Origin of the sequence: Actinotignum timonense (assembly GCF_002860685.3) — a bacterium.
GTDB lineage: Bacteria > Actinomycetota > Actinomycetes > Actinomycetales > Actinomycetaceae > Actinotignum > Actinotignum timonense.
Window position 1 is genome coordinate 1,812,139 of sequence record NZ_CP136960.1, and the last position, 26,680, is coordinate 1,838,818.

Genomic DNA, 26,680 nt, shown 5'->3' on the forward strand with positions numbered 1-26,680 from the left:
ATGGGATGCGGGCGCGTGGGTGCCGCGCTGGCGCTCTCGCTTTCCGCCATCGGCCATTCGGTGGCCATTATCGACCAGGACGCCGAAGCTTTCCGCAAGCTCCCCGAAGATTTCCCGGGGCAGCAGATCACCGGCGTGGGTTTCGACCGTGATGTGTTAGCGCGCGCGAATATCGACGACGCCGCCGGCTTCGCCGCCGTTTCCTCAGGCGATAACTCGAATATCATCGCCGCCCGGGTGGCGCGCGAAACATTCGGGCTCACCAATGTGGTGGCGCGGGTCTATGACCCGACCCGTGCGATTATCTACGAACGGCTCGGAATCGCCACGGTGGCCCCGGTGCGCTGGACGGCGGACCGGGTGCTGCGCGAGCTCATCCCGCTGGGCCCCCACCACGAATTCCGTGATCCCCTCGCCCGGATTTCCCTTATTGAGGTGGCGGTGGATCGGCGCTGGTTCGGGCGCACCGTGGCGGATGTGGAAGAGGAAACCGGGGCGCGGGTCGCCTATATTATCCGCAGTCTGGCCGGGCTCCTCCCCCATAGCGACACCGTGATCCAGGACGGGGACACCCTCAAAGTGCTCGTCGCTTCTGAGAATGCTTCCGGCGTGCAACACGTGCTGCTCAAATCGGAAGGTGCGCAGTGAATATTCTCATTATTGGGGCCGGCGCGGTCGGGGTGTCGGTGGCCCGCGAACTCCTCAAATCCGAGCATTCCATTTCGATTGTGGATAAGAAGCCTTCCGCTATGCGCATTTCGAGCGCTTCGGATGCGGATTGGCACCTGGCCGATGCCTGCGAAGTTCCCGCGCTGCGCGAGGCGGGCGCCGCGGAGGCGGATATTATCGTCTGCGCCACCGGGGATGACAAAGTGAATCTGGTGGTGTCCTTGCTGGCGAAAACCGAGTTCGGGATCGCCCGCACCATCGCGCGCGTGAATAACCCACGTAATGAATGGCTTTTCACCGACGCCTGGGGCGTGGACGTGACCGTATCCACCCCGCGCATTATGGCTTCCCTGGTGGAGGATGCGGTCTCGGATGGCTCCCTCACCCAGGTCATGCGTTTCCACCGCAGCGGGGCGAGCCTGTGGCAGGTTTCGGTATCCGCCGAGGCCCCGGTGGTAGGCAGCGCCATTAGTGATATTGAGCTTCCTGCCGGGGTCGCCATTAACGCTATTATTCGCGACGGCGTGCCCCTCACGGCCGATGCCGATCTCATCGTGGACGTGGATGACCAGGTGCTCCTTATTGACGGCGGGGACGATGTGAATATGTCCGCCCTCAAGAACTATTTCCGGCCCCGCCCGGTGGCTCCCGCTCAGGATACGGAGGGGGAATCCGCCGCGGATTCGGAAGGCTCCAGGTAGGTACTGGCGGGCGGTAGACCGCGCACCAGTAGCCAGGTGGCCCACAGGACCAGGCAGAACAGCACCGGCCCGGCAATAATTTTGATAACGCCTAGCGCCGCGGTATTACCGCTGATAAAGAAGGGTAATTGTACGACGACGCGGCCAGCGAACATGGCGAGCCACAGCCACGTAATGCGGGTGTAGCGCCGGTAGGTGAGCCGGGCGGCCGGGTGGGTGGCGCTGCGCCAGCTGGCAATATCCCCGCGCAGCATCCCGATGATATAGCCCATGATGGGCCGCCGGATGAGGAGGGAAATCGTTACGCCTACCGCGTAGGCGGCGTTGGTGAGGAAGCCGGGGAGGAAATAGGTTTCCGCGCGCCCGGATCGCCAGGCGAAGAAGGCGGAGATTCCCACCACGAAGAGCCCGCCGAGGGCCGGCATCACGTCAATGCGTTGGATGAGCCGCACCAGGATGGCCAGGATCGCCATGCCCAGGGGTACGAGCACCGCCAGGGGAATATTGCGGGTGGCCAAATAAATAATGACAAAAACGAGGGCGGGAACATTGGCTTCGATAACGCCGCGCACCCCGCCAATAGCTTTCCAGGCGTCGAATTCTTCCCCGAGTACCGCGCGCAGGCCGCCGCCGGGTGTGGTGGTTTCCATGGGTCCTCCCGGCTTGTGACGTGGGCGGTACGGATGCGAGGGTACTCGCTAAAGCACCGTATATTCCGGGTTATATGCTACCAGCACGCCCCGGCGCCGCAATGGCACCACCCGGGCGCGAATGCGGTCCCCGACTCGCACGCAATCGATGGTGCGCCGCCCTTGGAAAATAAGGGTGAGGAGCCCCGCGGTGGTTTCCACGGCGATGCGCACCTCCGGGGTATGTGCCCCGTTTCCGCCGGGGGCGCCCGGGTACGTGATGGCGATAATATCCCCCGTCACCCACACCGGCGTAGCCATAGGTACCTAACTATCGAGCTAACTAGCGGATCTCTTGGATTTCCGGGCCGCGCTTGGGCAGCTCAATGCCGGTATCCGGCGTTTCGGGTTCCGGTTCGCCCTGCTGGGGAAGGGCGAGGGGAAGCAATTCACGCGGCGGGATGGCCTGAGTGCCGCGCACCACCACCAGATCATCGAGAACGCGGTGGAGTACTTCGGTGCCGCGAGCTGGGTCTACCGCCCCGCGCCCGGTCACGGCTACCCGCAGCAGCCAGCGCGGGCCGTCAATACCGATGAAGCGCACCGGCACCCGGCCGTTCTCCGCGGGCATCTGGGCTTGAATTTCCGGGCCGTACTCCCCTTCGGCTTCCTGGAAGCGCCCGCCCTGGTTGGCGATGGAAGAGATAACTTCTACGCGGATGTCCTCCCACAGACCGGTGGATTTCGGGGCGGCGAAAACCTGTAATTGCACCGCGGAATCGCCCATCATGTAGACCACGCCAAGCACGACCTGGCGTTCGCGATCAACCGAGAATTGCATGGTGGCATCGGGCAGGATCGGCAGGCGCAGGGCCCCGCCGTCAATAAGCGCGGGATTCTCCGGAGCTTCCGATTCATCATAGGGGCCGCGTGCCTTCGGGCCGGCCGCGGCATTGCCGGCATCTACGCTACCGGCATCAGCATTGCAGGCAGCGCCATCCGCCACGCCGGAGTTATCCGCGGCGAGGTCCTGGCCGGCTTCGTCACGTTCGTCCGGCTGCGATGCCGGGGCCTCGTTTTTCTTCCGCCGTGAGAACCATGCCATGCTTATACTCCTCGTCCCGATTCCTTCATTCCCTCTAGTCTACTGAGGGAGCTCACCCTCGTGGAATGCACCCACCGTAGGGATGCACTGTAGTGAGATACCGCGGCCCGTGGGCCGCGGCGTCGTCGTACTTCTTCTTCGCGTGCCGCAAACGTAACCGCCGCACGCGAGCTCGTTTCTCGCTAGCCCGCGCAATCCACGCAGACGGGTAGGCCATCTTCCACGTGATCCAATTGGGAGCGGTGGTGAACCAGGAAGCACTGCGAGCAGGTGAATTCATCATCCTGGGCCGGAATCACATTGACGGATAGCTCAACATTGGACAGGTCCGCGCCGGGCAGCTCAAAGCCCTCGGCCGCTTCGACCTCGTCCTCATCGACCGCACCGGATTGCTGATCCGAGCGCCGCCCGGCGAGCTGCTCGAAGGAATCCTCGCGGAGCTCCTCGTCTTGCTTGCGCGGAGCATCGTAATCTGTTGCCATAAAGTCACTCTCCAAAAGTGCCGGGGTCCATGCGGTGGATTCCGCACGAACCGGCGTCCACCCGCGAGAAACGGATCTTTCCGCCCTCGCGTATGGTCCTGACGGGTGGTACTGCGCGCTTAGTGTAACAGCACCCGCGCCACATGGAAACACACCCGCGCCCAATGCCTGCTTTTCGGGCCCGGAGGTGGCACCCTAAGAGTGGTACCAAGAGTAAGGGAAGAGATGAAAAAGCTGGAGCTGCTCGGCTTGCAACCCGACGGTCACAACCTCACGCTTAATGATGAGGAGGGCAATCGCTACCTGCTGCCCGTCACTGATGATCTGCGGGCGGCCCTGCGTAAGGATCCCCATCCCAGCGCTCCGGACGAGGAGATCACTCCGATGGGGCCGCGCGAAATCCAAGCTTTGGTGCGGGCCGGCCGCAGCGTTGATGACATTTCCGAGATGGCCGCGCTGCCTCCTTCGCGTATCTCCGCCCTGGCTCACCCCATTATTGCCGAGCGTAACTACACCGCGGCGCAGGCCCGGAACTACACCCTCGGGCGCGATGTGGGAGGTTTCACAGTTGAAGAACTCGTCACATCGCGGCTGGTTGCCCGCGATGTGGATACCGCGTCGATTACGTGGGATGCGGTGCGTGAGGCCGGGCAGCCCTGGGCGCTGATTGTGCGGTTTATCTCCGCCGGCCGCGAGCACGAGGCCCGCTGGTTTATTGATACGGATCGCCACACTCTCCAGGCCCGTAATGATGAGGCCTCCTGGCTTTCGGAGACCTCCCTCACGGCCGATGCCGGCCCGTGGCGCCCGGATCACACCCCCGCGGTGGTGCCGGGACCTGCGGATCCTGTTTTTTCCGGTACGACGACGCCCGCGGCGGTTCCCGCCGCGGTGGCCTCCCCGGCGGCGGCCCTCCCGAACGCGGTGGATACTCCCCCGGCGCGCGCCTCTATTGATGAGGTGCTGGCCTCGCTGGATTCTCAGCGCGGTAAGTCACGGCCCATGCCGGATGCCGATCATGATGTTGATCCCGATGAATGGGATGGGGCGCATCGGGCTCCCGAAGATGAAGAGGAGCTGCGGGCTCCGGCCACCATCGTTTCCCTGCCCTCGCGCGAGGGGCAGCTGCCCGGCCAGCGGGCGTTGCTGGAACCCGAGGAGCTGGCACCGGCCCCGGTGCTTCGCCCGGCTTCCGGTTCGGATGCGGGTGCTGGTTCTGACGCGGGTGCTGGGGCGGTCTCCGGTGCGGGCGCGGAACCGAGCGGTACGGATGCGGCTAGTGGTACAGCAATAGAGAGTCCGGCTCCCGCGCCGGCACCCACGGCGGCCTCCACACCGGCGCCCGATAAAACGGCCCCGGCTAGCGCACCGGAGAAAGCCACTCCGGCAGCTACCGAGGCGCGGCGCGGGCGCAAGCGCACGGATCGGCCCACTATGCCGTCCTGGGATGAGATCGTCTTCGGTAAAAAGGACTAGTTCAGGCGCGCTACGTGAGCTCCAGGAGCAGGGGAATCAGCATTTCCGTGGGGGTAAGCGAACCGTGGACCCCACGCATAAAGGTGGCGCCCGGCTGCATCTGCCCGGTGTGAACCACGCTGAGGGGGCCGCGCTGGAAAGCGAGCACATCGCCCATAGCTTCGCGTGCCTGCGCGGTGACCGGCCCGAACATACCGGTGGCGATGGCTTCCTTTTTTGTGTAGATCCAGGAGCGCTCCCCCAGGTAGTCCCGCCAGCGTGCCGCGACCGCTTCCGGTTCCCGGGTGTAGAGATGCACCGCGCGTTCTTCCCCGGAATACAGGTCCACGCCTTCGCTCAGTGCCGGCGTGGTGGCTACATCGATGCGCTCGCTCGGATCGACCATGCCGTGATCAGCGGTGAGGACCAGCAGGGTATCCGGGGGAAGCAGCCGGGTGAGCAGGCGGATTCCGGCGTCCAGATCTTCGAGCGCCATGGTCCATTCTTCGCTGGTGGCTCCCCAGCGGTGCCCGCGGTGATCAACTTCCCCCCAGTACAGGTAGGCGAAACGCCCGCCCTCCCGCAGGAAGCGCGCGGCTAGGTGCACCCGGTCATCAAGGGCCGGGCCCCCGATCGCGGTAAAGCCGCGCCAGGCGGCCCGGGTTAGCCCCGAACCGATATGGTCCGGATCCTGGATGGCCCCTAGCTGCTTGGCTATGCCGGGCCGGGCGGCTTCCAGGCGCTGCGCCCAGGTGGGGAACGGCTGCCATTCTTCCGGATTGAGCCCGCTATCCTCCCAGCTAATTAGGGAGAAATTGCGGCCGGTGCGCGGGGAGCGCAGGGAGTAGGACAGCATCGCGGTGCGCCCGGGGAGTTCCCCGGTACCCAGCGTGGTGAGGGCGGCCGCGGTGGTGGATGGCGCGGTGGAGGTGAGCGGTTCGCGCGCGGTGAGAGCGCGCAGAGTGGGCGCGTGGCCAATGCGCGCCGCCAGATTTTCCGCCCCTAACCCATCCACGAGGACGAGGCAGACCCGGCTGGCACGCGGCAAGTCCAGCACGCCAGCCCGCTCCGTTTCCGCCGCCGCGGATTCCATTTCGGGCAGCACCCCGCAGGCGGCTAAACATTCACCCAGGACGGCGCGCAGCGAGCGCGCGGCGGGCAGCACAGGAAGCTCAGTCATGCCTCTCAGTCTACTTTCCGCCTCGACACTCCTGCGCCGCCGCCCCGCGCGCGGCCAAAAAGCGGGATAATTGAGCAATGCCCAAGAATACGAGTCCCGCGGAACATATCGTCGATATTAACGTGTCGGAGGAGATGCGCACCTCCTTCCTCGAGTACTCCTACTCGGTGATTTACGCGCGTGCCCTCCCCGATGCTCGCGACGGTCTCAAGCCGGTGCAGCGCCGTATTCTCTTCCAGATGGGGCAGATGGGCCTGCGCCCCGACCGCGCTCACGTGAAGTCTTCGCGCGTGGTGGGTGATGTGATGGGGCGCCTCCACCCGCACGGTGATACCGCTATTTATGACGCGATGGTGCGCCTCGCCCAGCCTTTTACCATGCGCTTGCCGCTGGTGGACGGGCACGGTAATTTCGGTTCGCTCGACGACGGGCCAGCTGCCTCGCGCTATACCGAGGCACGCCTGGCGGCCCCGGCCATGGCGATGATTTCTTCGCTGGACGAGGACGTCGTCGATATGGTCCCCAATTACGACAACACCCTCCAGCAACCCGAGGTGCTCCCGGCCGCCATCCCGAATCTGCTGGTCAATGGTTCCTCCGGCATCGCGGTGGGAATGGCGACGAATATTCCGCCGCATAATCTTATTGAGGTTATTAACGGGGCGAAGCACCTGCTGCGCCACCCGGATGCGAGCCTCGAAGATATTATGCGTTTTATCCCCGGCCCGGACCTGCCCGAAGGCGGCAAAATTATTGGTTTGGAGGGCATCCGGGAGGCGTACGAAACCGGGCGCGGTATTTTCCGTACCAGGGCGACGGCGCGCATCGAAAAAATCAGCGCCCGTAAGCGCGGCATTGTTATTACAGAATTGCCCTATCTTGTGGGTCCGGAAAAGATCATTGACAAGCTCAAGGATGCCGTTAACGCCAAGAAAATTCAGGGGGTCTCCGGGGTCCAAAACCTGACCGACCGGCACCATGGCATGCGGCTCGTCGTCGAAGTAAAAAATGGGTTCCACCCCGAGGCGGTGCTCGCCCAGCTCTACCAGCACACTCCGCTCGAGGATTCTTTCGGGATTAATAATGTGGCTTTGGTTGATGGTCAGCCGCAAACCCTGGGGCTGCTGGAACTGCTGCGGGTGTGGATTAAGCATCGCATCACGGTGACGCGCCGGCGCAGTGAGCACCGTTTACGGGCAGCGCAATATGATTTGCACCTGGTGGAAGGCTTACTCATCGCCGTCCTCAATATTGATGAGGTAATCGCGGTTATTCGTTCTTCGGAGGATACCGCGGCGGCCCGCGAGCGGCTCATCGCTGTTTTTGATCTGTCCGAGGCACAGGCCGATTATATTTTGGAGCTGCGGCTGCGCCGCCTCACCAAGTACTCCCAGATTGAGCTGGAAGGGCGCCGCGAAGAGCTCGAGCGCACCATCGCGGAACTGGAAGAAATCCTCGGTTCGCCCGAGCGGCTGCGGGAGGTTGTGGCTTCCGAGATGACGGAGGTGGCCCAGCAGTTCGGGACCCCGCGGCGCACCGTGCTGTTGGAATCGGATGGGGCGGCCAGCGCGGCGGCACCGGCTGCTCTCCCCCTGGAAGTTTCCGATGATCCGACCTGGGTGCTGCTCTCGGGAACGGGGCTGGTGGCGCGCACCGCGGGCGGCGATGCTCCCGAGCGCAGCGGCCCGCGCCGGGCCCACGATGCGATTATTTCGCGAGTTGCTGCCACGGCCCGCGGGCATATCGGGGTGGTGACCAGCCACGGGCGCATGATCGACCTGGATGTGCTCACCGTCCCGGCGCTTCCCGATACCGCGGGGGCTCCCTCGCTGGCCGGGGGCACCCCGATAGTGGATCTGATTTCTCTGGATTCCGGGGAGCGCGTGATCGGGCTGGCCCCGCTTACCGCCGCTGAGGGCGATCCGGTTCTCACCCTGGCCACCGCGCACGGGCGGATTAAACGGGTGAACGGCGCGTACCCGAATAAGGAAAGCTGGGAGGTTATAACCCTGGCCGAGGGCGATAGCGTGGTGGGCTGCGCCCTTGCCGGCGATACCGATCAGGTGGTGCTCATGACGAGCGATGCGCAATTATTGCGCTTTGAGGCATCACTGGTGCGCCCGCAGGGCCGGGCAGGGCAGGGTATTGCCGGGATTCGCTGCGCGGAAGGCGCCCAGGTGATTGCCCTCGGGGTGGTGCCCGGTGATGATCTTGCAGGTTCCCTGGTGGCCACGATTGCCTCGAATGCGCAGGCGCTCCCGGGTACCGAACCTGGCAGCGCGAAGGTGACGCCGCTGGATCGTTTCCCGGCGAAGGGCCGGGGTACGGGCGGGGTGCGCGCTCAGCGTTTCCTGCGCGGGGAAAATATGTTGGCGGTGGCCGCTATCGGCCCGGAGCCGCTGCGCGCCATCACGGCCTCCGGCCAGCCCGTTGAGCTGCCCGAGGTTGAAGAAAAGCGGGATGCTTCGGGCAGCGCCCTGACGGTCCCGGTGGCGGCTATCGGAAGCTAGCCGCGCGCCGGAAGATCCGGAAGCGGGTGGTGCACCACCCGGGTGCGTTCAGTAACCTCGAAACCGAAGCTTTCATACAGGCTCAGGCGCGCCGCGCTTTCGGGAGTCAGGCGGCTGCCGTCCGGCTCGTAGTGGACGGTGAGATCCAGCGTGGTGGCATCCATGCCGCTATGCGCCTGGGCGGCAATACTGGCGGCCAGCAGGCGGGCATTGACCCCGTCCGGACTTTCGGCCCGCACCGCGAGCTCATCAACATAACCCTCCCGGAATCCCAGGCCGGGCCAGTCCTGTTCATAGGCGGCGGTCATAATGCACCCGAGTACCCGGGGCCGATCCCCGCGGGTATCCACCGCCAGGAAACTCCATTCCCGGCGCATAAAAGCACATTCGATGCGCCACTGCTCCCGGGTGTAAATCGGGTAATTCAATTTATCTGCGTAAAAGGAATTGTGGGCGAGAAGCGCGGCGTCGTCCCGATCCGGGGTGAGGGGAACCAGCTCCACACCGCTATTATCCGTATGCGCGGAAGCGGGCAGGGGCAGCGGCCCGCGCGTGAGCGGGCGGCGCATTTGCAGGTAGGAGAGCCGGTCGGTGAAACCGGCGGCCGCCAGGGCCCGGCCCCGTTCCGGATCCCAACTTTCCACATTCGCCACGGCCACCGGGTGGAGGGTGCCGGCCGCCAGGGCCGGGGCGCGGCGTAATTGTTCGTCAAGCACCTCGCGGGCGGCCTGTTCACACACTTCCGGGCTGAGCTCGGGGTGCACGCTGGCCGAGAGCGTGACCGTGGGATGCGCGGTGCGCGCATCGTAAAGGCGCACAATACCGAAGGCGAGGAGGCGCTGGCCCGGTGCTGCGTCGTCGTACCACCCGAAAACGCTATGCGGAACCGAGGGCTCAAACATGAGGTCGATTTCTTCGCGCGAGGTGCGGAAACTGGAGTTCACGGCGCTTTGGTGGGTGTCCAGCAGCGTGAAAATCGCGCGGGCATCCGCCGCCGTGAGATCGCTCCACCGTATCGCGCCGTTACCCATGAGCCCTCCTTTACGGGTATGACTCTCAAGTGTAGCGAAGCGCGGGCCGGGTAACTTAGGCATCGATCTTGTCGTAGGAAATATGCTCGGCGCCTTCGACAATAAATTCGCGGCGCGGAGCCACCTCGTTACCCATGAGCACCTCAAAAACGGACTCGGCTTCCCGCAGCGCGGCTTCGTCCTCGATCCGGATGCGCCGCAGGGTGCGGTGGGCCGGATCCATGGTGGTTTCCGCGAGCTGGTGCGCGTCCATCTCCCCCAGGCCCTTGTAGCGCTGGATGGGTTCCTTATAGGTTTTCCCGGCGCGTTCGAGCTTCTTGAGTTCCCGATGCAATTCCTCTTCGGAATAGGTATAAATATACGATCCCTTTTTCCCGCCGCGGCCGGCCACTTCGATGCGGTGCAGCGGCGGCACCGCGGCGAAAACCCGCCCGGCTTCCACGAGGGGACGCATATAGCGGAAGAACAGGGTGAGCAGGAGGGTGCGGATATGGGCGCCGTCCACGTCCGCGTCCGTCATCATAATAATTTTCCCGTAGCGCGCTGCCGCGAGGTCAAACGTGCGCCCGGAGCCGGCCCCCACCACCTGAATAATGGAAGAAACTTCCTGGTTGCGCAGAATATCCGCGGGCGAGGCGCGCTGCACATTAAGAATCTTGCCGCGGATGGGTAGCAGCGCCTGGAATTCCGAAGAACGCGCCAGTTTCGCGGTGCCCAGCGCCGAATCCCCCTCGACGATAAAAAGTTCGGTGTGCTCAATATCATCGCTGCGGCAATCGGCGAGCTTGGCGGGCAGGGTCGAATTTTCGAGCGCGTTTTTGCGCCGCGAGATTTCCTTATGGACACGCGCAGCCACCCGAGCCCGCATTTCCGCCACGATTTTTTCGAGGAGCCGCGAGGTTTCGGTTTTTTGGTCGCGTTTCGTGGACGCCAGGATACTGTGGAGTTGTGCGGCGACGACGCGCGCCACGATGGGGCGCACTGCCGCCGTCCCCAGGATCTCCTTCGTTTGCCCCTCGAATTGGGGTTCGGCTAGCCGGACCGTGACAACCGCGGTCATCCCGGCCAAAATATCGTCTTTTTCGATTTTGGCATCTTTGGCGGTGAGCTTGAGGCGCCGCGAATTGGTGTCGATCAGGGCGCGCAGGGTTTTCACCACGCCCTGTTCGAAGCCGCTCTGATGCGCCCCTCCCCCGGGGGTGCGAATAATATTAACGAAGGATTCCGTGGTGGTGTCATATCCGGTCCCCCAGCGTAGGGCCACATCCACTTCGCAGGTGCGTTCAACTTCCTGGGCGCGCAAATGCCCGCTTTCCGGGTCGAGCACCTGCACGTTTTCGGTGAACGTTTCGCTACCCGTGAGGTGCATGGTGGCGGTGAGTGCCGGATCGGTAGCCAGGTAGTCCGCAAAATCGACAACGCCGCCCTCGTAGTGGAACACTTCCTCATGGGGACCGTTCTCCCCCGGAGTGCCCGCCAAGCCGCGCTCATCACGAATGGTGATGGTCAGGCCGGGCACCAGGAACGCGGATTGGCGTACCCGTTCGGTAAGCAGGTCATAGGAGAATTCTGCTTCGGCCAGGAAAATCTGGGGGTCAGCCCAGTAACGCACGGATGTTCCGGTGTTTTTCTTCGCGACTTTTCCGACTATGTCAAGTTCGCTGCCGTGGGTGAAAGCTTCGAAAGGTGCTTCCGGGGAGGGCTGGGCACCATCCTGGAAACGCCCGGGTTCCCCGCGCTTGAATTGCATCTGGTAAATCTTGCCGCCGCGCCGAACTTTCACGTCCATACGGGCGGAAAGGGCATTGACCACCGAAGCACCCACTCCGTGGAGGCCGCCGGAAGCGGAATAGGATCCCCCGCCGAATTTCCCGCCGGCGTGCAGGCGGGTGTACACAACTTCCACGCCGGAAAGTCCCACCCCGGGGACGGTATCCACGGGGACGCCGCGGCCGTCGTCGGTTACCTCAACCGAACCGTCAGCGTAGAGGGTGACGGTGATATGGGTGGCGAATCCTTCCAGGGCTTCGTCAATGCCGTTGTCGATGATTTCCCAGAGGCAGTGCATGAGTCCGCGTGAATCCGTGGAGCCGATGTACATGCCGGGGCGTTTGCGCACGGCTTCCAGGCCTTCGAGGACTTGGAGGTGACGAGCTGAGTATTCTTCGGAAGTTGACACACCGGTAGTTTACGCGAACGGCTGTTCGCGAGCCTGCGCGGCGCGCGTGAATGTATGTGAAAGTGCGTGAAAGTGCGTGAGAGTGTGTGAATCCCACGGTTCACACCAATCCCAGCGGGGCACATTAACTCAAAAGCGGCCCGGGTGGGCCGCTGGTGGTGAGATCGAAGCGAAGCTAGGCGATATTTTCGCGTTCGTCTTGAATCTCAAGGGCATCTTCACGCAGCTTATCGAGGTGCTGGGAAGCATGATGGCCGCAGAAGAAAAGTTCTCCATAAGGCAGGCGTACCCGAACGTAAGCCTGGGCTCCGCAGGCATCGCAACGATCCTGCGCGGTCAAGGGAGCTAATTCAGTCAATGTAGTACTCACATACCTATCAAAGCATAAAAGGGCGCGCTTATTCCTGAGGAGAAGATCACCCCGGGCCTGTGCTCTCGGTAAGCTGAACACATGGGTGTTTCTCAGGCGCACGGTATTTCTTCTGGCTACGCTGCCCTCGATCTGGAAACCACCGGTTTAGATGCTCGCACTGACCGGATTGTGGAGATCGGGGTGGTGCTTCTGGATGAGCAGGGCAACCCGGAGCGCGAATGGGACAGCCTGGTGAACCCGCTGCGGCCCATGGGAGCTACGGAGATTCACGGAGTACACGGTGCGGAAGTGGCACAGGCGCCGTCGTTCTCACAACTGCTCCCCCACGTGGAACGGTTGCTGCACGGGCGTATCCTCGTGGCGCATAATGCCCGCTTTGACCTGGGTTTTCTCAACGAGGCTTTTCGCCGGGCCGGAAGCCCGCTACGTATCCCGCTCAGCGCCGCCGTGTGCACGATGGACCTCTCGCGCATTTACGTTCCGGAGGGGCGCCATTCCCTCATGGCCGTGGCGCGCCGAGCCGGCATTGAGATAGAAGAACACCACCACGCCATCACGGATGCGCGCATGTGCGGGCGGCTCCTGGCGGAATATCTGCGCCGGGAGGCGCGCGGGGAGCGCTACGCCACCAGCGCGCACAGCCGAGACGGGCGGGAAATAACAGCAGCGGCGTGGGACGATGCTCGCCGCCACGCCGCTGAGATTATTTGGCCCACCCCGCTATTCGAGGTGGAGTTTCCCGGTGTGCGCCGCGCGCGCCGGGAACCTACCACGCCTGGTTTTACTCCAGGTAGTCACGCAGCACCTGCGAACGGCTCGGGTGGCGCAGCTTAGACATGGTCTTGGATTCGATCTGGCGAATGCGTTCGCGGGTGACCCCGTAGACCTTGCCGATTTCGTCCAGGGTTTTCGGCTGGCCGTCGGTGAGGCCAAAGCGCATGGAAACCACCCCGGCTTCGCGTTCGGACAGGGTATCGAGAACGCGATGGAGCTGCTCTTGGAGCAGAGTGAAGCCGACGGCGTCCGCCGGAACCACCGCTTCGGAATCCTCAATGAGGTCACCGAATTCGGAATCGCCATCTTCACCGAGCGGGGTGTGCAGGGAAATGGGTTCCCGGCCGTACTTTTGAACTTCGACGACCTTTTCTTCGGTCATATCCAGTTCTTTCGCCAGTTCCTCGGTGGTTGGTTCCCGCCCGAGTTCCTGGAGCATCTGGCGCTGGACCCGCGCGAGCTTGTTGATGACTTCGACCATATGCACCGGGATGCGGATGGTACGAGCCTGGTCCGCCATCGCGCGGGTAATGGCCTGGCGAATCCACCAGGTGGCGTAGGTGGAGAACTTGTAGCCCTTGGCGTAGTCAAACTTTTCGACGGCGCGCACCAGCCCCAAATTCCCTTCCTGAATGAGATCAAGGAAGAGCATGCCGCGGCCCGTGTAGCGCTTAGCCAAAGAAACTACCAGGCGAAGATTCGCTTCGAGCAGGTGGTTCTTGGCGTGCTTGCCATCGCGGGAAATAATCCGCAATTCACGGATATAGGCGTGGTCTTTCTCCTTATCGAGATTACCCTGGTCCAGCAGGTGCTGAGCGTAGAGCCCGGCCTCGATTCGCTTGGCGAGTTCCACTTCTTCCGCGGCGTTGAGCAGGGGCACTTTACCGATCTGCTTGAGGTAGTCCTTGACCGGATCCGCGGTAGCACCGGCAACGTGAACACGCACCGCCGGTTCATCCGAATCATCGGAATCCTTGACGGTGAAACCGCCCCGGGAATTACGCCCAGTTGTTTCCGTTTTGGCGGCGCTATCCGTTTCCTTATCGGCTTCGTCCTCTTCTTCCTCGGGCTCCTCTTCGGAGTCCTCAGAATCGTCTTCGTCGTCCTCGAGATCGTCATCTAGATCCTCGGCATCAACATCCTCAGCATCGACGTCGAAATCTTCATCCTCGAGATCCTCATGTTCTTCAGGTTCTTCCGGTTCTTCCTGCTTAGCGGTAGCACGCTTCGAGGTGGCCTTCTTCGAGGTAGAAGCCGCCTTGGATTCAGCTGCCTTGGACGTGGTCTTCTTCGCGGCAGTCTTGCGGGTAGCCGGCTTTTTAGCGGCCGGCTTCTCCTCCTTGGATTCCGCGGTGGATGCGGAAGCCTCCGTGGCAGCCGCAGCAGTTTCCTGAGCTTCGGCTTCAGCGGCTGCCTTCTTAGTGGAGGTCTTCTTCGCCGCGGTGGACTTCGCGGTGGTGGACTTCGTAGCAGTTGACTTAGTAGCGGCTGACTTCGCGGTGGTGGCCTTCTTCGCGGAAGAAGCCGAAGAAGCCGCCTTGGATTCGGCCGCTTTAGATTCAGCTGCCTTGGATTCGCTTGCCTTGGAGGTGGTCTTCTTGGTGGCAGTCTTCTTGGTAGTGGTGGCCTTGGCTGCACTGGCCTTCTTAGCGGCCGGCTTCTTCGCAGCCGTTGTGCTTTCGGAAGCAGTAGCTGCCGAGGTGGCCGATGCCGTGCGACTGGAGGAGCGAGAGGCCGCCTTCTTCTTCGTACCCGAAGCGGATGCGGAGACCGCGGTGTCCTTTTCCACGGCAGCGGTTTCTTGTGCACTGGCAGACTTTGTGGCCACGTGAGACCTTTCCCTAGTGTTATCAACGAATGCCGAGAACCGGCACGGGGTATCCACCCCAAAGAGCTACTTAGCGGAACGCGCCCGACCCGCTTTTTGTTCCCCGGCCTCCCCAACGTGCCAATCCTCACATAACATTCTTATCCCCGGCGACTATAGTTCTCCCACTTCCGCGAGCGCGAACTTTCCTGCCGGCGCGAACCTCCGCAGCGCGAACTTTCCTGCCGGCGCGAACCTCCGCCGCCACGAACTTCCCCGCCAGCGCACATACCACATTCACCCACGCAGCTACTTAGGCAGCTTGCCTGCCGGGTCCGTAGCGGTCCATAGTTTCCGGTTGTTGGTCCACAGCTTTCGGTTCAATATCCACCGAACCGCACGGTGTGGCCGCGTCACCAAGGCCGCCGCTATCCGCGGCCCCTTCACCGCCACTACGAGCTTTGGTGCGCGAGCACCTCCCACTCCCGTTCGGGCCTAGCAGCCAAGGCGGCAGCGCGTTCCATTCGGCAGCGTCTTTGAGCATGCGCGCCAGGCGCGAGCCGGGATTGATTTCCAGCGCTTCTTGAGCGCGTAGCGCTGTCATGGAGTTTTGACCCACCCACCAGGCTAAATACGCCGAGCAGGCATAGGGAACTTCCACTCCTTCCGGAGCCAGCCGAGCTAATTCATCCAGCAGTGCCATCATCCCCAAAGCCCGCACAATATTGGGGCGCTCCCCCACCCCGGTGGCAAAGCCCACCGCGGGATCAACGGATGACATCGGTAGCAGTGGATCGTGTTCAAGGGACACCTGCAAGATTTTGTCCCGAATAGGAATATGCGTGAGCCCGGCCAGCGCCCGCCCCGCTTCGCGGGTGGTGATACGCGGCGGGCCGGCTTGGCGGCGGCGCACCACCCGGGCGAGGAGCATATCCCAATGCTCTTCCAGCGCGGTGACCTCCTCCCCGCGTGCTTCTTCCAGTGCCACGGCGGTATTACGCATCCGGGTGGGACTGGCTTTGACGATATTCCGGCTCGGTTCTTGTTCCAGCGGAGCCGAACCCTTATATACAAGAGCAGCCGCTGCCTCGGTAGATTCCAGTTCTTCCCAAGGGCAAAATGTTTCTTCTCCCATATCCATAAACCCTTCATTATCAGCAATGAAAAAATCACAACTCCACGCATCGCGAGTGCCCGGGTCGCCATCCCAGAGCCGGGAAAGAGCAGCGCAGAGCAGCTCCAGGAGGGCCAGCACCGAGGCGAATTCGCGGGTGTGCGCGAAGCGAACAAAACTTGGGCAGTACACCACCGCCACGCAGCTGAACATGCGGCAGGCAGCTACCGCGTCAGTGATCTGCCGGGCAACATAGGGTGAGATAGGCCCGGCACGCAGATCCACCCGAATGAGCGGCGTTTCACCCCCGGCCACGGCAACATCCGGTCGCTGCGAAGATTCCAGGGAACCGAACCATTGCGGTAATTCCTCACCCTCCGGGCCCACGGCCCGGTGTATTTCCGGGCTTCCCCCGAAGAGTACGAAGTGGTGGCGCGGGTAATAGCCCAGCAGATGGGGAATAACAGCGAGGGCATCGCGCGGATGATGAAGTGTGATTGTGTCCATAGCGCTAGATAACCAGCTTCGGCAAGCGCGTGCTCGCGAGTGCCGGTACCCTGTGGATGGGGCGCGCACCTCACGAATCTGTGGATAAAAGAAGCGGAGTACGAGCAATGCAGTGGAGCACTCGCGATTTCACCAACGGGGTTGATAGCCGTATTGAGGCGCGTTTGGATTCGTTGCGCCGCTGGAATCAGCCCGAGGTGGAGGATTTCATCGATACGGTTACCGCGCTGGCATCCGGCGGTAAGCGGACCCGGGCGCGGCTGGTGCGGGCCGGGATGCTCGCTACTCTCCCGGATCCTACCTGCCCGGATATGGTGGCGGCAGTGCGTTTGGGCGCGGCCGTGGAGCTTTTCCAGCTCGCGGCTCTTATTCACGACGATATTATTGACGCTTCTGCCACGCGCCGCGGGGTCCCCACCGTGCATGCCGAGCTGGCGAATTATCACCGCGCATCGGGCTGGGATGGTTCCCCGGAACGCTACGGTTTCCGTTCCGGTTTGATTGTGGGTGATGCCGTGCTGGCGCTGGCGTCTCAAGAAGCGGTGAGCGCCGGGCGCACCGCACCCCTCGAGCCGTTCTTCACCATGTGTGAGGACGTTGGTATCGGCCAGTTTCTTGATATCCGTTGCGAATACACCCGCGCGGCTACCCGGGAAGATATCCACGCGATTATCACCCATAAAACGGTCTCGTATTCCGCGCTCTTCCCCCTGCTTATCGGGGCGGCGCTCGCCGAACAACCCGCCCCGGAAACAATCGCAGATTTGCGGGCTTTCGCCATGCCTTTCGGTGAGGCCTTCCAATTGCGCGACGATATCCTAGGGATTTTTGGCGATCCGGCCGTCACCGGCAAACCCGCCGGCGATGACCTCACGGAAGGGAAAAACACTTTCCTCTTCCTCGAAACATTGGAGCGGGTCAGCGAGGTGGATGCCCGGTGGCTGCGGTCCTTGCGTGGGAAGCGTCTGGAGGGCGACGACGTCGTTCGCGCTCGGGCCCTCATGGAGGACTCTGGAGCGCGGGCTCACGTGGAAAAGATGATTCGCCAACGTGAAGATAGTGCGCGGGCTATCTTGCCGCGCCTGAATGAGGCCGCCCGCGAGAGCTTAGGGGAACTCCTCCAGCGCCTGCGTTCACGCACCCACTAGAAAGCCAGGCCGGCGATGACGCGCCGGACCGCATGAGTATGCCCGCCAATGAGGGCGCCCAATGGGGTGTCGCGTAGTTCCGGTTCGAAGCGGCGTAGCCATTCCTGGGCTTCGTCGTCGTTATATCCGGCATCGCGCAGGGAAATAATGGTGCCGCGCAGCGAGGGCAGGGGCACGCGTTGCCCCTCTTTCACCACGAATTGCCCCGCATCGGCATAGAGGGCGTTATTTTCCCCGCGCCGTACCGCCAGGAAACGGGCATCGCGCAACTGGGAGCGCACCGTACGCAGATCGGTTTCGAGGTAATCGGCCAGCTCCGGAAGGCTCAACCACGTCACAGTTGTATTCTCTTTTTCCACGCTTCCCATCTTAATGCCGCGGCCGTTCAGGCGCGCAGGTGGGCAAGGGCGCGGCGTCGTCGCCATTACAAAATCGTCACAATCTGGTGACATTTTCACAACAGTGCACTATTGTCACAAGTGGAACAGCGGCCGGGGCGCAATCGAGATGTCCCCCGCACCGGCCAGGAAGTGAGAAACGGTGGGATCGAAGGCGAATCTGGCGCGTTTGCGGGCGCAGGCACCGGCCCCGCGCTACGAGCTTTCGCACGCGGAAATCGCGGCGCGTTTGAATGCGATTATCGCCCCGAGCCGGGCGGAAACGCAGAAGATGGTGCGTGATACGGCGGCGCTTATGGGCGTCAACCCTCGGCTTGCAATGGCGCATGCCTATATCGAATCCGGTTTTAATTCCCGGGCGCTTTCCCCCAGCGGGGCGGCGGGTGTGATGCAGCTGATTCCCGCGGCTTCGCGGTGGGCGGGGCGGATGGTCGGCCGGGATCTGGACTGGCTCATTCCCGCGGATAATATCACCGCAGGTATTGCGATTATTCGCTATTTGCAGCGCCATACCGCCAGTACTCACGAGGCGATTGCCGCCTACTACCAGGGCCTGGCGCGGCTGCGGGAGGCGGGGCCGTATCCCTCTACCCAAAAGTATGTGCTGCGGGTATTGCGCGCGGCCAAGAGTTTCTAAACGCGGCGTTGCGAAGCGGCGCGCTACCCTAGGTGTGTGACTATTCCTTCCCTGCCGGCCGGGTGGCTTGAGGGCCGCTACCGTCTCGACGCCCCGGTGGCGCGCGGCGGGATGGCCACGGTGTACCGCGGCTACGATACGAAGCTGGATCGCGCGGTAGCGATCAAAATTATGCACCCCGATTTGGCCGCCCTCGATGATTTCACGCGGCTTTTTCAGCGGGAAGCGCGGGCGGTTGCCGCGCTGAGCAGCCCGCATATCGTCACTATTTATGACCGCGGGGTATGGAACGACGGCGCAGCTGAGCGCGCGTACCTCGTTATGGAATACGTGCCCGGCCCCACGCTGCGCCACGAGCTGGAGCGCCTGGGTTCCTTCCAGCTCGGCACCGCACTTGATATCTGCGACCAGGTGCTCCAGGGCCTGGCCGCTGCCCACCGTGCCGGCATTATCCACCGGGATATCAAACCGGAAAATATTTTATTCGACGACGCCTGCCCGCCGCCCTCCCCCGTCCGCCTTCCACAGCTCGCGGTGACAGTGACCGATTTCGGCTTGGCCCACGCGGTAAGTGCTTCCTCGGGGGCGCTGCCGCGCTGGGGAACTCTTGCCTATACCGCTCCGGAAATTTTAGAGCAGCGGGCGGCGAGCCCGGCCTGCGATATTTATGCCACCGGCCTGGTGCTTTTTGAGCTACTCGCCGGGCGCCTGCCCTGGGCCGGGTATTCAGCCGCGCAGCTCGCGGCGGCCCAGGCCCGGGATGATCTGCCGCGCCTGGCCAGGGATAATCCGTGGCTGCCGGCGCAGGTGGATTCTTTTATCGGGGTGCTCACCGCGAAGAATCCGGCGGATCGCCCGGCGAGCGCCGTGGAGGCCCGTGAGTTGCTGCGGGGGCTGCGGGCTGGCGTCGCTGATGATGCCGCGCTGCGGCGTATTCCGGTCACGCCGCGCCGCCCGCAGCCGGTGCACCGTGAGGATGTGGCGGGCGGTCGTGGTGGCGCGGAGCTGGAGACCGCAGCTGCCGCAAGCACGGGGCGCGCCGCCACGCTCAATGCTGGCGCGGATGCAACCGTTCCGGTGCGCGCCCCAGTGCACCGTGCTCCGTCAGTCCTCCGCAGCACCCGGAAACTTACGGCGCGGCCGGCAAGCTCGCAGCAAGATACGGCGCTCTCGCCGCACGGTGCGGGAACACCGCGGCAGCGCGGCGCTGGGCGGCGGCGCGCCCGCGTGTGGCGGATTGCTGCCTGGGTGTGCGCAATTGCGCTGCTATCTGGGGCAGCCGGTGCCACCTGGGCGCTCACGGCCGGCCCGTGGGCGCGGGTAACGGTGCCTGAGCTTGCTACCGGTCTCACCCAGGCACGCAGCCAGATGGAGGCGCTCGGGCTCACGGTGGAGACGGAGGTGCGCGGCGGGAACGGCGCGGCACCGGGCACCGTACTGGGTAGCGATCCGGAGGCGGGGAGCCGAGTACGCCCGGGAAGCACCGTTGAGCTTCTCGTTGCTGGCGCGGCCCCTGATTCAACCGTTCCCGATGTGGCGGATATGGCGGAGGCAGAGGCGCGCGCCGTGCTCGAAAAAGCGGGCTTCCAGGTGCAGGTACGCTACCGGGAAACCCGGGCTGCCGCGCCGGGCACCGTGCTGCGCCAGGATCCTGGCCCCGGGGTGAGCGCCGCACCCGGGCAGAAGGTCACCCTTATTATTGCGGCGCGGTAGCCAGGTCGCGTTAGCCCGGTCCAAGCTTCGCCCCGGCACCCAGCCGCGAACGCACCCAAGCAGAGCCGTGGCAGCGCCAGGTCGCGCTCGCCCCGCCCTCGTTTTACAGGTGCACGTCACGCAGCATTTCGGCCAGCTGGTAAGCCAGCTCGAGGGACTGCTGGTGGTTCAGGCGCGGATCGACCAGCGATTCGTAGCGTTCGGTGAGGGTCTCCTCGAAGATCTCTTCGGAGCCGCCCAGCACCTCCGTCACATCATCCCCGGTCAGTTCCACGTGGATACCGCCCGGGTGGCTACCGAGCGCTTCATGAACCGCGAAGAACCCGCGGATTTCCGCCATAATATCGCTTAGACGGCGGGTCTTAATTCCATTGGAAGCCTTGATGGTGTTTCCGTGCATGGGATCCGAAACCCAGGTAACCGGGCGGCCATCACGCTGCACCGCTTCCACCAGGGGCGGCAGGGCTTCTTCTACCCGCCCGGCACCCATGCGGGTAATGAAGGTGAGTCGGCCCGGTTCACCTTCCGGATTGAGCTTATCGATAAGGGCGAGAGCGGTATCTGGCGTCGTCGTCGGACCTAATTTCACCCCGATCGGGTTACGTGCGTGGGAGAACATTTCCACGTGAGCGCCATTGACATCGCGGGTGCGTTCCCCGATCCACAGGAAGTGGGCGGAGGTGAGGTAGGGCTCGTGGGTGCGCGAGTCGATGCGCATCATAATTTCCTCGAAGGGCAGCACCAGGCCCTCGTGGGAGGAATACAGTTGTGTTTCTGCCAGCTGGGCGCCGTCGACCCCGGCCGCGGTCACAAAACGCATGGCGCGATCAATTTCGCTCGCGGTTTTTTCGTACCGCACGTAGGCCGGGTTGGCAATAAAACCGCGGTTCCAATCGTGCACGGAACGCAGGTCGGCGAAACCGCCGCGCGTGAAAGCCCGCATGAGGTTAAGAGTGGCCACCGAGTACAGGTAGGCCTCCTCTAAACGGTGCGGATCGTGGCGGCGCGCCGCGGCCGTGAATTCGTGCCCGTTAATGGAATCGCCCAGGTAGGAGGGCAAGGTAGTATCCCCAATAGTTTCGGTGGCCTGGGAGCGCGGCTTGGAGTACTGGCCGGCCATCCGCCCGATTTTCACCACCGGCACCGACGCCCCGTAGGTCAAAATAACTGACATTTGCAGGAGGGTACGCACCTTGGCGCGGATGCGATCCGCGGTGATTTGCTCGAAAGATTCGGCGCAATCCCCACCCATGAGGACGAAAGCTTCGCCGCGTTGCGCGGCCGCGATACTTTCGCGGAGCCGATCGCATTCACCCGCAAAAACCAGGGGCGGCATTTTCGCCAAGCGCTGCATAACCGCAGCGAGCTCTGCTTCATCCTCGTAATGAGGTTGGTGCAGAGCGGGCTTCTCGCGCCAGGTGTGGGCTAGCGCGGCAATTTTATGAGTATCGTCCTCAAACATAAACGAAATCTTAGCCCGGAACGGGTGCGCGGGCGGAATCGCGTCGGAGCAATGAGACGCGACCGGCACGAAAACCACCCGGCACCATCCGCGCGCGGCGCCGCAAAACGCAGACCGCACCATCCACGCGCGGCACCGCAAAACGCGAACCGCACCACCGCGGGCTCCGCACAAAAAACTCGCCCCGCACCAGGTCAACCGGTACGGGGCGAGCAATCACGTGTGGATACGGTTCAGCCGGACCACCCAGGCCCACGGCGCAGCCGCATTAGGCGTGCGGGCGGACCTCCTGGCCGATGGCCTTCATGGTCTCCATGAACCAATCCTGGGTGATATCGAAAGCCTTGTGGCCCTTCACCCGCGGGAAAGCAATATTGGTGAGGACGTTACCGTTTTCCTCATCGTGGCCGATGAGGCCGGGCTTGCCTTCCAGGGCGCACTGCACGGCCAGATCCACCATGCCCTTGATGAGGCGCAGGTCCTCAGCGTTGGCGTGCCAGGCGCGCGAGAAGTACCCGGACTTTTGTACCATGACCTTTTCCGCGCCGAGCTTCTGCGCGAATTGCTCCGCGAACCAGCGGCCCGGATTGACCTTATCGAGCTGAACGTGCCCGAAGGGATCGCGCGGCACTTCCTGGCCGGCGGCTTCCATTTCGGCCACGATTTCATCCACGCCCGCACCTTCGGAAAGGAAGATATTGACGTTGCCGATCTCATCCATGATCTTCTTGAGGCGCTCGGCTTCGCCGTTGATGTCCAGCGCCATTTCGGGCAGGAACACGGCATGTACATCCCAGCGTTCCTTGGTCAGGCCCAGCGCCGGAGCCCATTCCTGCTCCTGAACCCAATCGTGGTAGTACTTGGAGGCCTGCGCGGTGAGGTAGCCGCAATTGCGCCCCATAACTTCGTGCACGATGAGCATGCGCGGGTTGGAACGATGCTCACCAATAATATGCTGGGCGTAAAGCGAGGCTTCTTCCGCGGCGGTCCAGGCACCCAGAGACTGGCGCACCGGAATAATGTCATTATCGATGGTCTTAGGTAGGCCCACCACCACGAGGTGATGCCCGTTTTCTTCCAGGTAGGCGGCCAGATCCGCGGCGGTGGTATTCGTATCATCACCGCCGATGGTGTGGAGCACATCCACGCCATCTTCCACGAGGCGCTGGGCGGCGAATTCCAGCGGGTTCACGCCTTCTTCCACGAGGCCACGCTTGACCAGATCCTCGGTATTGGTCAGCTTGACGCGAGAGTTACCGATGGGCGAACCGCCGAAACGGTGCAGGATATGGGCCTGTTCGCGCCCTTCCTTATCGATGGTGATGTAATTCCCGGTGAGCAGCCCGTGGTAGCCATGCTGGTAGGCAATAATTTCCACATCGGGCGCAATTTCCGTATAGCGCTCAATGAGGCCACCCACGGCCGAGGACAAACACGGGGCGAAACCTCCGGCGGTCAAGAGCGCAACGCGGCGGACAGTCATCGTTAACCTTCCGTTTCTGATTGGGGGATTATTCCGCTGTTGATTATACCCGCCGCTATAGTGTCTTTCATGGGAGAAGGACCTACAGGCGAGCGCCCCGAAAATAGCTTCGATGCGCAGTGGGACAAGATCGCGCGCGAACTGGAAGCCGAAGGCGTGGGAGCGAATATCGATAGCGCCCGCGAAGGCGGCGGCGCGCTGCCTCCGGTGGATACTTCCCCGCGTTACACCGATGCCGCGTGGGCGCTGGGTGGCGGGCGCGCGGCCGGCCCGCGCGATTGGTCCCCGGCCCCGGAAGATTCAGATTTTTCCGACGACGACGCCACTTTCGACCCGGCCTCTCGCGAAGAATATTATGTTCCCCAAGCCCCTGCGCACCGCTACGCCAGTCTCGCTTGGGTGGCCACCGGGGTGCTGGTTCTCATCAGTGCACTCATGTTTATCGGCCTGCTGCCCGCTCCGCGCCTGACCGCGTGGATCCTGGCCGGCGGGGCACTGGTGGGCGTGGTGGTCGCCATTATTTTGACGGCACCCGCCCGCGAAGATACCGATCCGTACGACGACGGCGCCCGCCTCTAGCGCGCCACTTCCGCTCGAATTTGTGTCGTAGCTCCGCGCTAGGCTAAAAATCATGACAGCACGGCATATTCCGCCGCCCGGCGGCCGGATCGATACCGAACCTATTGAGGTGTATCGATCCGGCCGCCCGTTGCTGCCCCGCCAGCTGGAATTCGCGGACCTCGGTACTCCCCTGGAGGAAGTGACTTTCGTGGTGGTGGACGTGGAAACCACCGGAGGGCGGCCCGGGGCGCATTCACTTACCGAAATTGGGGCGGTGAAGGTGTGCGGCGGTGAGGTGGTGCAGGAGTTTTCCTCACTCGTTAATCCCGGGGTTCCCATCCCTGCCCAGATCACCGTGCTCACCGGAATCACCACCGCGATGACGGTGAGCGCTCCCCCGCTCAGCGAGGTCCTCCCTGCTTTTCTCAATTTTCTCGAGGCGGATGTCCCAGCGCTTGACGGTGGAGCTCCTGTTTCCGGCGGTGGGACTCCCGTTCCAAGCAGTAGAGTGCCTGCCCGAAACCGGGCGGCGGAGCCACCGGTGCTCGTGGCTCATAATGCCCACTTTGATATGTCCCATTTGCGCGGAGCTTGCGAAGCGATAGATGTGGCGTGGCCGCGGCTGCGCGTTCTCGATACCCTCGGGCTGGCGCGCCGTATTTTTACCCGCGATGAAGTCCCCAATCACAAATTGAGCACCCTGGCTGGCTACTGCCGGGCAGCGGTGCAGCCAAGCCACCGTGCCCTCGATGATGCGCGGGCCACCGTGGATGTGCTCCACGCAATGATCGGGCGGCTCGGCCCGCTCGGTGTCACCCATATTGAGGACCTGCTCACCGCATCCAATCCGGTTCCGGCCCGCCGGCGCCGCCGCGCCGTGCTCGCCGATCACGTGCCACACGGCCCGGGTAGCTACCGTTTTATCGGCCCGAATAGCGAGGTGCTCTACGTGGGCAGCTCCGGGAATATGTACCGGAGGGTGCGCCAGTATTTCACCGCCGCGGAAAAACGCCGCCGCATGGCAGAAATGGTAGAACTGGCCACCCGGGTAGAAACCACCCCCACCGCCACTCTGCTAGAAGCGCGGGTGGTGGAGCTGCGCGATATCACCCGCTTCGACCCGCCCTATAATCGCCGCTCGCGCCGCCCGCAAACCCGCACCTGGATCAGCCTGGACACCACGCCCGTGGCGCGCCTGAAAATTACGCGCAGCTGTTCGGCAACGGAAGTCGCGAACTCCCTGGGGCCTTTTGGCTCCCGCAGCGCTGCCCGGCGCGCCGCTGAACTCATCGGCGATGAAGCCGGGCTCAACCCCGCCGGCCTCAACGTGCCACGCAAAGCGGATCTGAGCGATTGCCCGTGCCGTTTCGCCTCCCACGCGCCCTGCTATCTTGCCCCGCGGGGCACCGTGAATACCGCCGCAGTGGCCATCTCCCGCGCCCGCCGGCTGTTGGCCGGCTCCCTTGCCGAAGTATGGGATCACCAGATGGCCCGCATTGCCCGCCTGGCCGGTGCGGAGCGTTTCGAAGAAGCCGGAGTGGAACGCGACCGGCTTTCGGCACTCCTCACCGCAGCCCAGCGGCGGGAATTGTTGGTTCCGCTGTGGCAAGCAAGCTGCGTCGTCGCCGCATCTAAACGAGGGGACCACTGGGAAATCATCCTCGCGAGTTACGGCAGACTCCTTGCTACCGCGACAGTCAGCGAAGCCCGCGATGTTCCCGAACATGCCGCAGCGCTCCGCAGTGCAACTCCCCTGCCTGAGGCTCCCGCCCGCGCGGCCGAGCACGCCCACCCGGAGGAAACCCAGCTTCTGGCCGCGTGGCTAGCTGATCCGCGTTCGCGAGTGCTCGCTATTGAGGGCGAGGTTCCCCTCGCGGTCCCCCTCGCCTCCGCCCACCGCTTCGCCGCTTCCTTCCCGGGCGCCGAAGAATCGCCCGACTTGGCTGAGCGCTAAACCTCCCCCATTCTCGCCACCTATGTGCCGGACACCACATATACTGATGACGTTCGCATTCAATTACTGTTCGGAGATTCCGAACATATCTCAACAGGGCGGCACCGCGATGCCGCCCAGAATTGGAGTATGAGAATGGCAACCTACACCCTCCCCGATCTTCCCTACGATTACGCGGCACTCGAACCGCATATTTCCGGAAAGATCATGGAGCTCCACCACGATAAACACCACAAGACCTATGCGGACGGTGCCAATAAAGCCCTGGAGAACCTTAGCGAGGCTCGCGAGAAGGGCGATTTCGCGGCAGTGAACCAGTACACGAAGGATTTTTCCTTCAATCTGGGCGGTCATATTAACCACTCGATTTTCTGGACCCTGCTCTCCCCCAACGGCGGTGGGCAGCCGGAAGGCGAACTTGCCGAAGCGATCAAGGATTCCTTCGGCGATTTCGCCACCTTCCAGAAGCAGTTCACGGCCGTGGCCACCGGCATTCAAGGCTCGGGCTGGGCGGTGCTCGGCTACGATTCCGTGGCCGGCAAACTGGTGATCTACCAAATGTACGACCAGGCCAATAATGTGCCCGCCGGGGTGCTGCCCGTTTTCCAGCTCGATATGTGGGAGCACGCCTTCTATCTTGACTACCTCAACGTCAAGGCCGATTACGTCAAGGCGATCTGGAATATTGTCAATTGGGAAGAAGCCGGGCGGCGTTTGACCACCGCCCAGGAGCAGGCTGCCGGCCTCCTCATTCGCAAATAAGTCACGCGCACACCGCGCCGGCGCTATTCATAGGCACGCGCGGTCT

24 protein-coding genes are annotated in these 26,680 nt (G+C 63.1%); 11 read left to right on the forward strand and 13 right to left on the reverse strand.

All coding sequences use genetic code 11. The annotated features are described in order from the left end of the window. Together CYJ17_RS07570 and CYJ17_RS07575 are read left to right on the forward strand one after the other, a co-directional pair. Nucleotides 1–648: a potassium channel family protein gene (locus CYJ17_RS07570; RefSeq protein ID WP_035276902.1), complete on the forward strand. Its 648-nt coding sequence runs from the start codon at nt 1–3 to the stop codon at nt 646–648. Further along, complete coding sequence (locus CYJ17_RS07575) at nt 645–1,370, forward strand: potassium channel family protein (protein WP_087070690.1); 726 nt, start codon at nt 645–647, stop codon at nt 1,368–1,370. Before CYJ17_RS07570 ends, CYJ17_RS07575 begins: the two co-directional genes overlap by 4 nt. Here the strand turns inward: CYJ17_RS07575 and CYJ17_RS07580 are convergent. The 4 genes from CYJ17_RS07580 to CYJ17_RS07595 form a co-directional block, all read right to left on the reverse strand. After that, nucleotides 1,322–2,020 (reverse strand): DUF3159 domain-containing protein, encoded by a 699-nt coding sequence (locus CYJ17_RS07580; RefSeq protein ID WP_087070689.1) that lies wholly within the window; start codon nt 2,018–2,020, stop codon nt 1,322–1,324. The genes CYJ17_RS07575 and CYJ17_RS07580 overlap by 49 nt on opposite strands. A gap of 48 nt (nt 2,021–2,068) precedes the next feature. Further along, nucleotides 2,069–2,320: a hypothetical protein gene (locus CYJ17_RS07585; RefSeq protein WP_026428833.1), complete on the reverse strand. Its 252-nt coding sequence runs from the start codon at nt 2,318–2,320 to the stop codon at nt 2,069–2,071. Nucleotides 2,321–2,342: 22 nt separating this feature from the next. After that, the gene (locus CYJ17_RS07590) at nt 2,343–3,104 is read right to left on the reverse strand and encodes a DUF3710 domain-containing protein (RefSeq protein WP_087070688.1); all 762 of its coding nucleotides are present in this window, start codon (nt 3,102–3,104) and stop codon (nt 2,343–2,345) included. Nucleotides 3,105–3,286: 182 nt separating this feature from the next. Continuing rightward, nucleotides 3,287–3,586 carry a DUF4193 domain-containing protein gene (locus tag CYJ17_RS07595; RefSeq protein ID WP_016442648.1) on the reverse strand — a complete coding sequence of 100 codons (300 nt, stop codon included), beginning with the start codon at nt 3,584–3,586 and terminating at the stop codon, nt 3,287–3,289. A gap of 225 nt (nt 3,587–3,811) precedes the next feature. On the opposite strand from CYJ17_RS07595, the gene sepH reads away from it, so the two are divergent. Beyond that, nucleotides 3,812–5,062 carry a septation protein SepH gene (gene sepH, locus CYJ17_RS07600; RefSeq protein WP_087070687.1) on the forward strand — a complete coding sequence of 417 codons (1,251 nt, stop codon included), beginning with the start codon at nt 3,812–3,814 and terminating at the stop codon, nt 5,060–5,062. A gap of 10 nt (nt 5,063–5,072) precedes the next feature. Here the strand turns inward: sepH and CYJ17_RS07605 are convergent, their stop codons facing one another. Next, nucleotides 5,073–6,221: an alkaline phosphatase family protein gene (locus CYJ17_RS07605; protein ID WP_087070686.1), complete on the reverse strand. Its 1,149-nt coding sequence runs from the start codon at nt 6,219–6,221 to the stop codon at nt 5,073–5,075. Between the two features lie 77 nt (nt 6,222–6,298). Between CYJ17_RS07605 and CYJ17_RS07610 the strand changes: the two genes are divergently transcribed. Next, nucleotides 6,299–8,731, forward strand: a complete 2,433-nt coding sequence (locus tag CYJ17_RS07610) for a DNA gyrase/topoisomerase IV subunit A (RefSeq protein ID WP_101595521.1) — start codon at nt 6,299–6,301, stop codon at nt 8,729–8,731. On the opposite strand, the gene CYJ17_RS07615 is transcribed toward CYJ17_RS07610, so the two are convergent. The 3 genes from CYJ17_RS07615 to CYJ17_RS07625 form a co-directional block, all read right to left on the reverse strand. Beyond that, a complete protein-coding gene (locus CYJ17_RS07615; RefSeq protein WP_087070685.1) occupies nt 8,728–9,762 on the reverse strand; it encodes a hypothetical protein in 1,035 nt (344 codons plus the stop codon). The genes CYJ17_RS07610 and CYJ17_RS07615 overlap by 4 nt on opposite strands. A 55-nt stretch (nt 9,763–9,817) precedes the next feature. After that, on the reverse strand, nt 9,818–11,941 hold the full coding sequence (locus CYJ17_RS07620) for a DNA gyrase/topoisomerase IV subunit B (protein WP_087070684.1): 2,124 nt from the start codon (nt 11,939–11,941) through the stop codon (nt 9,818–9,820). Between the two features lie 175 nt (nt 11,942–12,116). Then, the gene (locus tag CYJ17_RS07625) at nt 12,117–12,311 is read right to left on the reverse strand and encodes a DUF7455 domain-containing protein (RefSeq protein ID WP_026428827.1); all 195 of its coding nucleotides are present in this window, start codon (nt 12,309–12,311) and stop codon (nt 12,117–12,119) included. Nucleotides 12,312–12,392: 81 nt separating this feature from the next. On the opposite strand from CYJ17_RS07625, the gene CYJ17_RS07630 reads away from it, so the two are divergent. Then, a complete protein-coding gene (locus CYJ17_RS07630) occupies nt 12,393–13,148 on the forward strand; it encodes a 3'-5' exonuclease (protein ID WP_087070683.1) in 756 nt (251 codons plus the stop codon). On the opposite strand, the gene CYJ17_RS07635 is transcribed toward CYJ17_RS07630, so the two are convergent. Both CYJ17_RS07635 and CYJ17_RS07640 read right to left on the reverse strand, forming a co-directional pair. Then, nucleotides 13,096–14,916: an RNA polymerase sigma factor gene (locus CYJ17_RS07635; protein ID WP_200807182.1), complete on the reverse strand. Its 1,821-nt coding sequence runs from the start codon at nt 14,914–14,916 to the stop codon at nt 13,096–13,098. The genes CYJ17_RS07630 and CYJ17_RS07635 overlap by 53 nt on opposite strands. A 292-nt stretch (nt 14,917–15,208) precedes the next feature. Next, nucleotides 15,209–16,516, reverse strand: a complete 1,308-nt coding sequence (locus tag CYJ17_RS07640) for a DUF4192 family protein (RefSeq protein WP_087070681.1) — start codon at nt 16,514–16,516, stop codon at nt 15,209–15,211. Nucleotides 16,517–16,623: 107 nt separating this feature from the next. On the opposite strand from CYJ17_RS07640, the gene CYJ17_RS07645 reads away from it, so the two are divergent. Further along, nucleotides 16,624–17,664, forward strand: coding sequence for a polyprenyl synthetase family protein (locus CYJ17_RS07645; protein ID WP_159455013.1), 1,041 nt, complete (start codon nt 16,624–16,626; stop codon nt 17,662–17,664). Here the strand turns inward: CYJ17_RS07645 and CYJ17_RS07650 are convergent. Next, nucleotides 17,661–18,002 (reverse strand): Rv2175c family DNA-binding protein, encoded by a 342-nt coding sequence (locus tag CYJ17_RS07650; protein ID WP_244899292.1) that lies wholly within the window; start codon nt 18,000–18,002, stop codon nt 17,661–17,663. The two genes, CYJ17_RS07645 and CYJ17_RS07650, sit on opposite strands and share 4 nt — an antisense overlap. A gap of 202 nt (nt 18,003–18,204) precedes the next feature. Here CYJ17_RS07650 and CYJ17_RS07655 point away from each other — a divergent pair, with 202 nt between their 5' ends. After that, nucleotides 18,205–18,699 carry a lytic transglycosylase domain-containing protein gene (locus CYJ17_RS07655; protein ID WP_087070678.1) on the forward strand — a complete coding sequence of 165 codons (495 nt, stop codon included), beginning with the start codon at nt 18,205–18,207 and terminating at the stop codon, nt 18,697–18,699. Nucleotides 18,700–18,735: 36 nt separating this feature from the next. Beyond that, on the forward strand, nt 18,736–20,412 hold the full coding sequence (locus tag CYJ17_RS07660; protein ID WP_101595525.1) for a protein kinase domain-containing protein: 1,677 nt from the start codon (nt 18,736–18,738) through the stop codon (nt 20,410–20,412). A 103-nt stretch (nt 20,413–20,515) separates the two neighbouring features. On the opposite strand, the gene CYJ17_RS07665 is transcribed toward CYJ17_RS07660, so the two are convergent. Beyond that, nucleotides 20,516–21,874, reverse strand: coding sequence for a class II 3-deoxy-7-phosphoheptulonate synthase (locus tag CYJ17_RS07665; protein ID WP_026428820.1), 1,359 nt, complete (start codon nt 21,872–21,874; stop codon nt 20,516–20,518). Between the two features lie 268 nt (nt 21,875–22,142). Next, complete coding sequence (locus tag CYJ17_RS07670) at nt 22,143–23,357, reverse strand: pyrophosphate--fructose-6-phosphate 1-phosphotransferase (protein ID WP_087070675.1); 1,215 nt, start codon at nt 23,355–23,357, stop codon at nt 22,143–22,145. A gap of 69 nt (nt 23,358–23,426) precedes the next feature. Here CYJ17_RS07670 and CYJ17_RS07675 point away from each other — a divergent pair, with 69 nt between their 5' ends. The 3 genes from CYJ17_RS07675 to CYJ17_RS07685 all read left to right on the forward strand — a co-directional run bounded on the left by CYJ17_RS07675 (nt 23,427) and on the right by CYJ17_RS07685 (nt 26,634). Beyond that, nucleotides 23,427–23,936 (forward strand): SdpI family protein, encoded by a 510-nt coding sequence (locus CYJ17_RS07675; RefSeq protein ID WP_101657650.1) that lies wholly within the window; start codon nt 23,427–23,429, stop codon nt 23,934–23,936. Nucleotides 23,937–23,988: 52 nt separating this feature from the next. Then, nucleotides 23,989–25,872 carry a DEDD exonuclease domain-containing protein gene (locus CYJ17_RS07680; protein WP_101595528.1) on the forward strand — a complete coding sequence of 628 codons (1,884 nt, stop codon included), beginning with the start codon at nt 23,989–23,991 and terminating at the stop codon, nt 25,870–25,872. Between the two features lie 135 nt (nt 25,873–26,007). Then, nucleotides 26,008–26,634 (forward strand): superoxide dismutase, encoded by a 627-nt coding sequence (locus CYJ17_RS07685; RefSeq protein WP_087070672.1) that lies wholly within the window; start codon nt 26,008–26,010, stop codon nt 26,632–26,634. Nucleotides 26,635–26,680 lie beyond the last annotated feature (46 nt).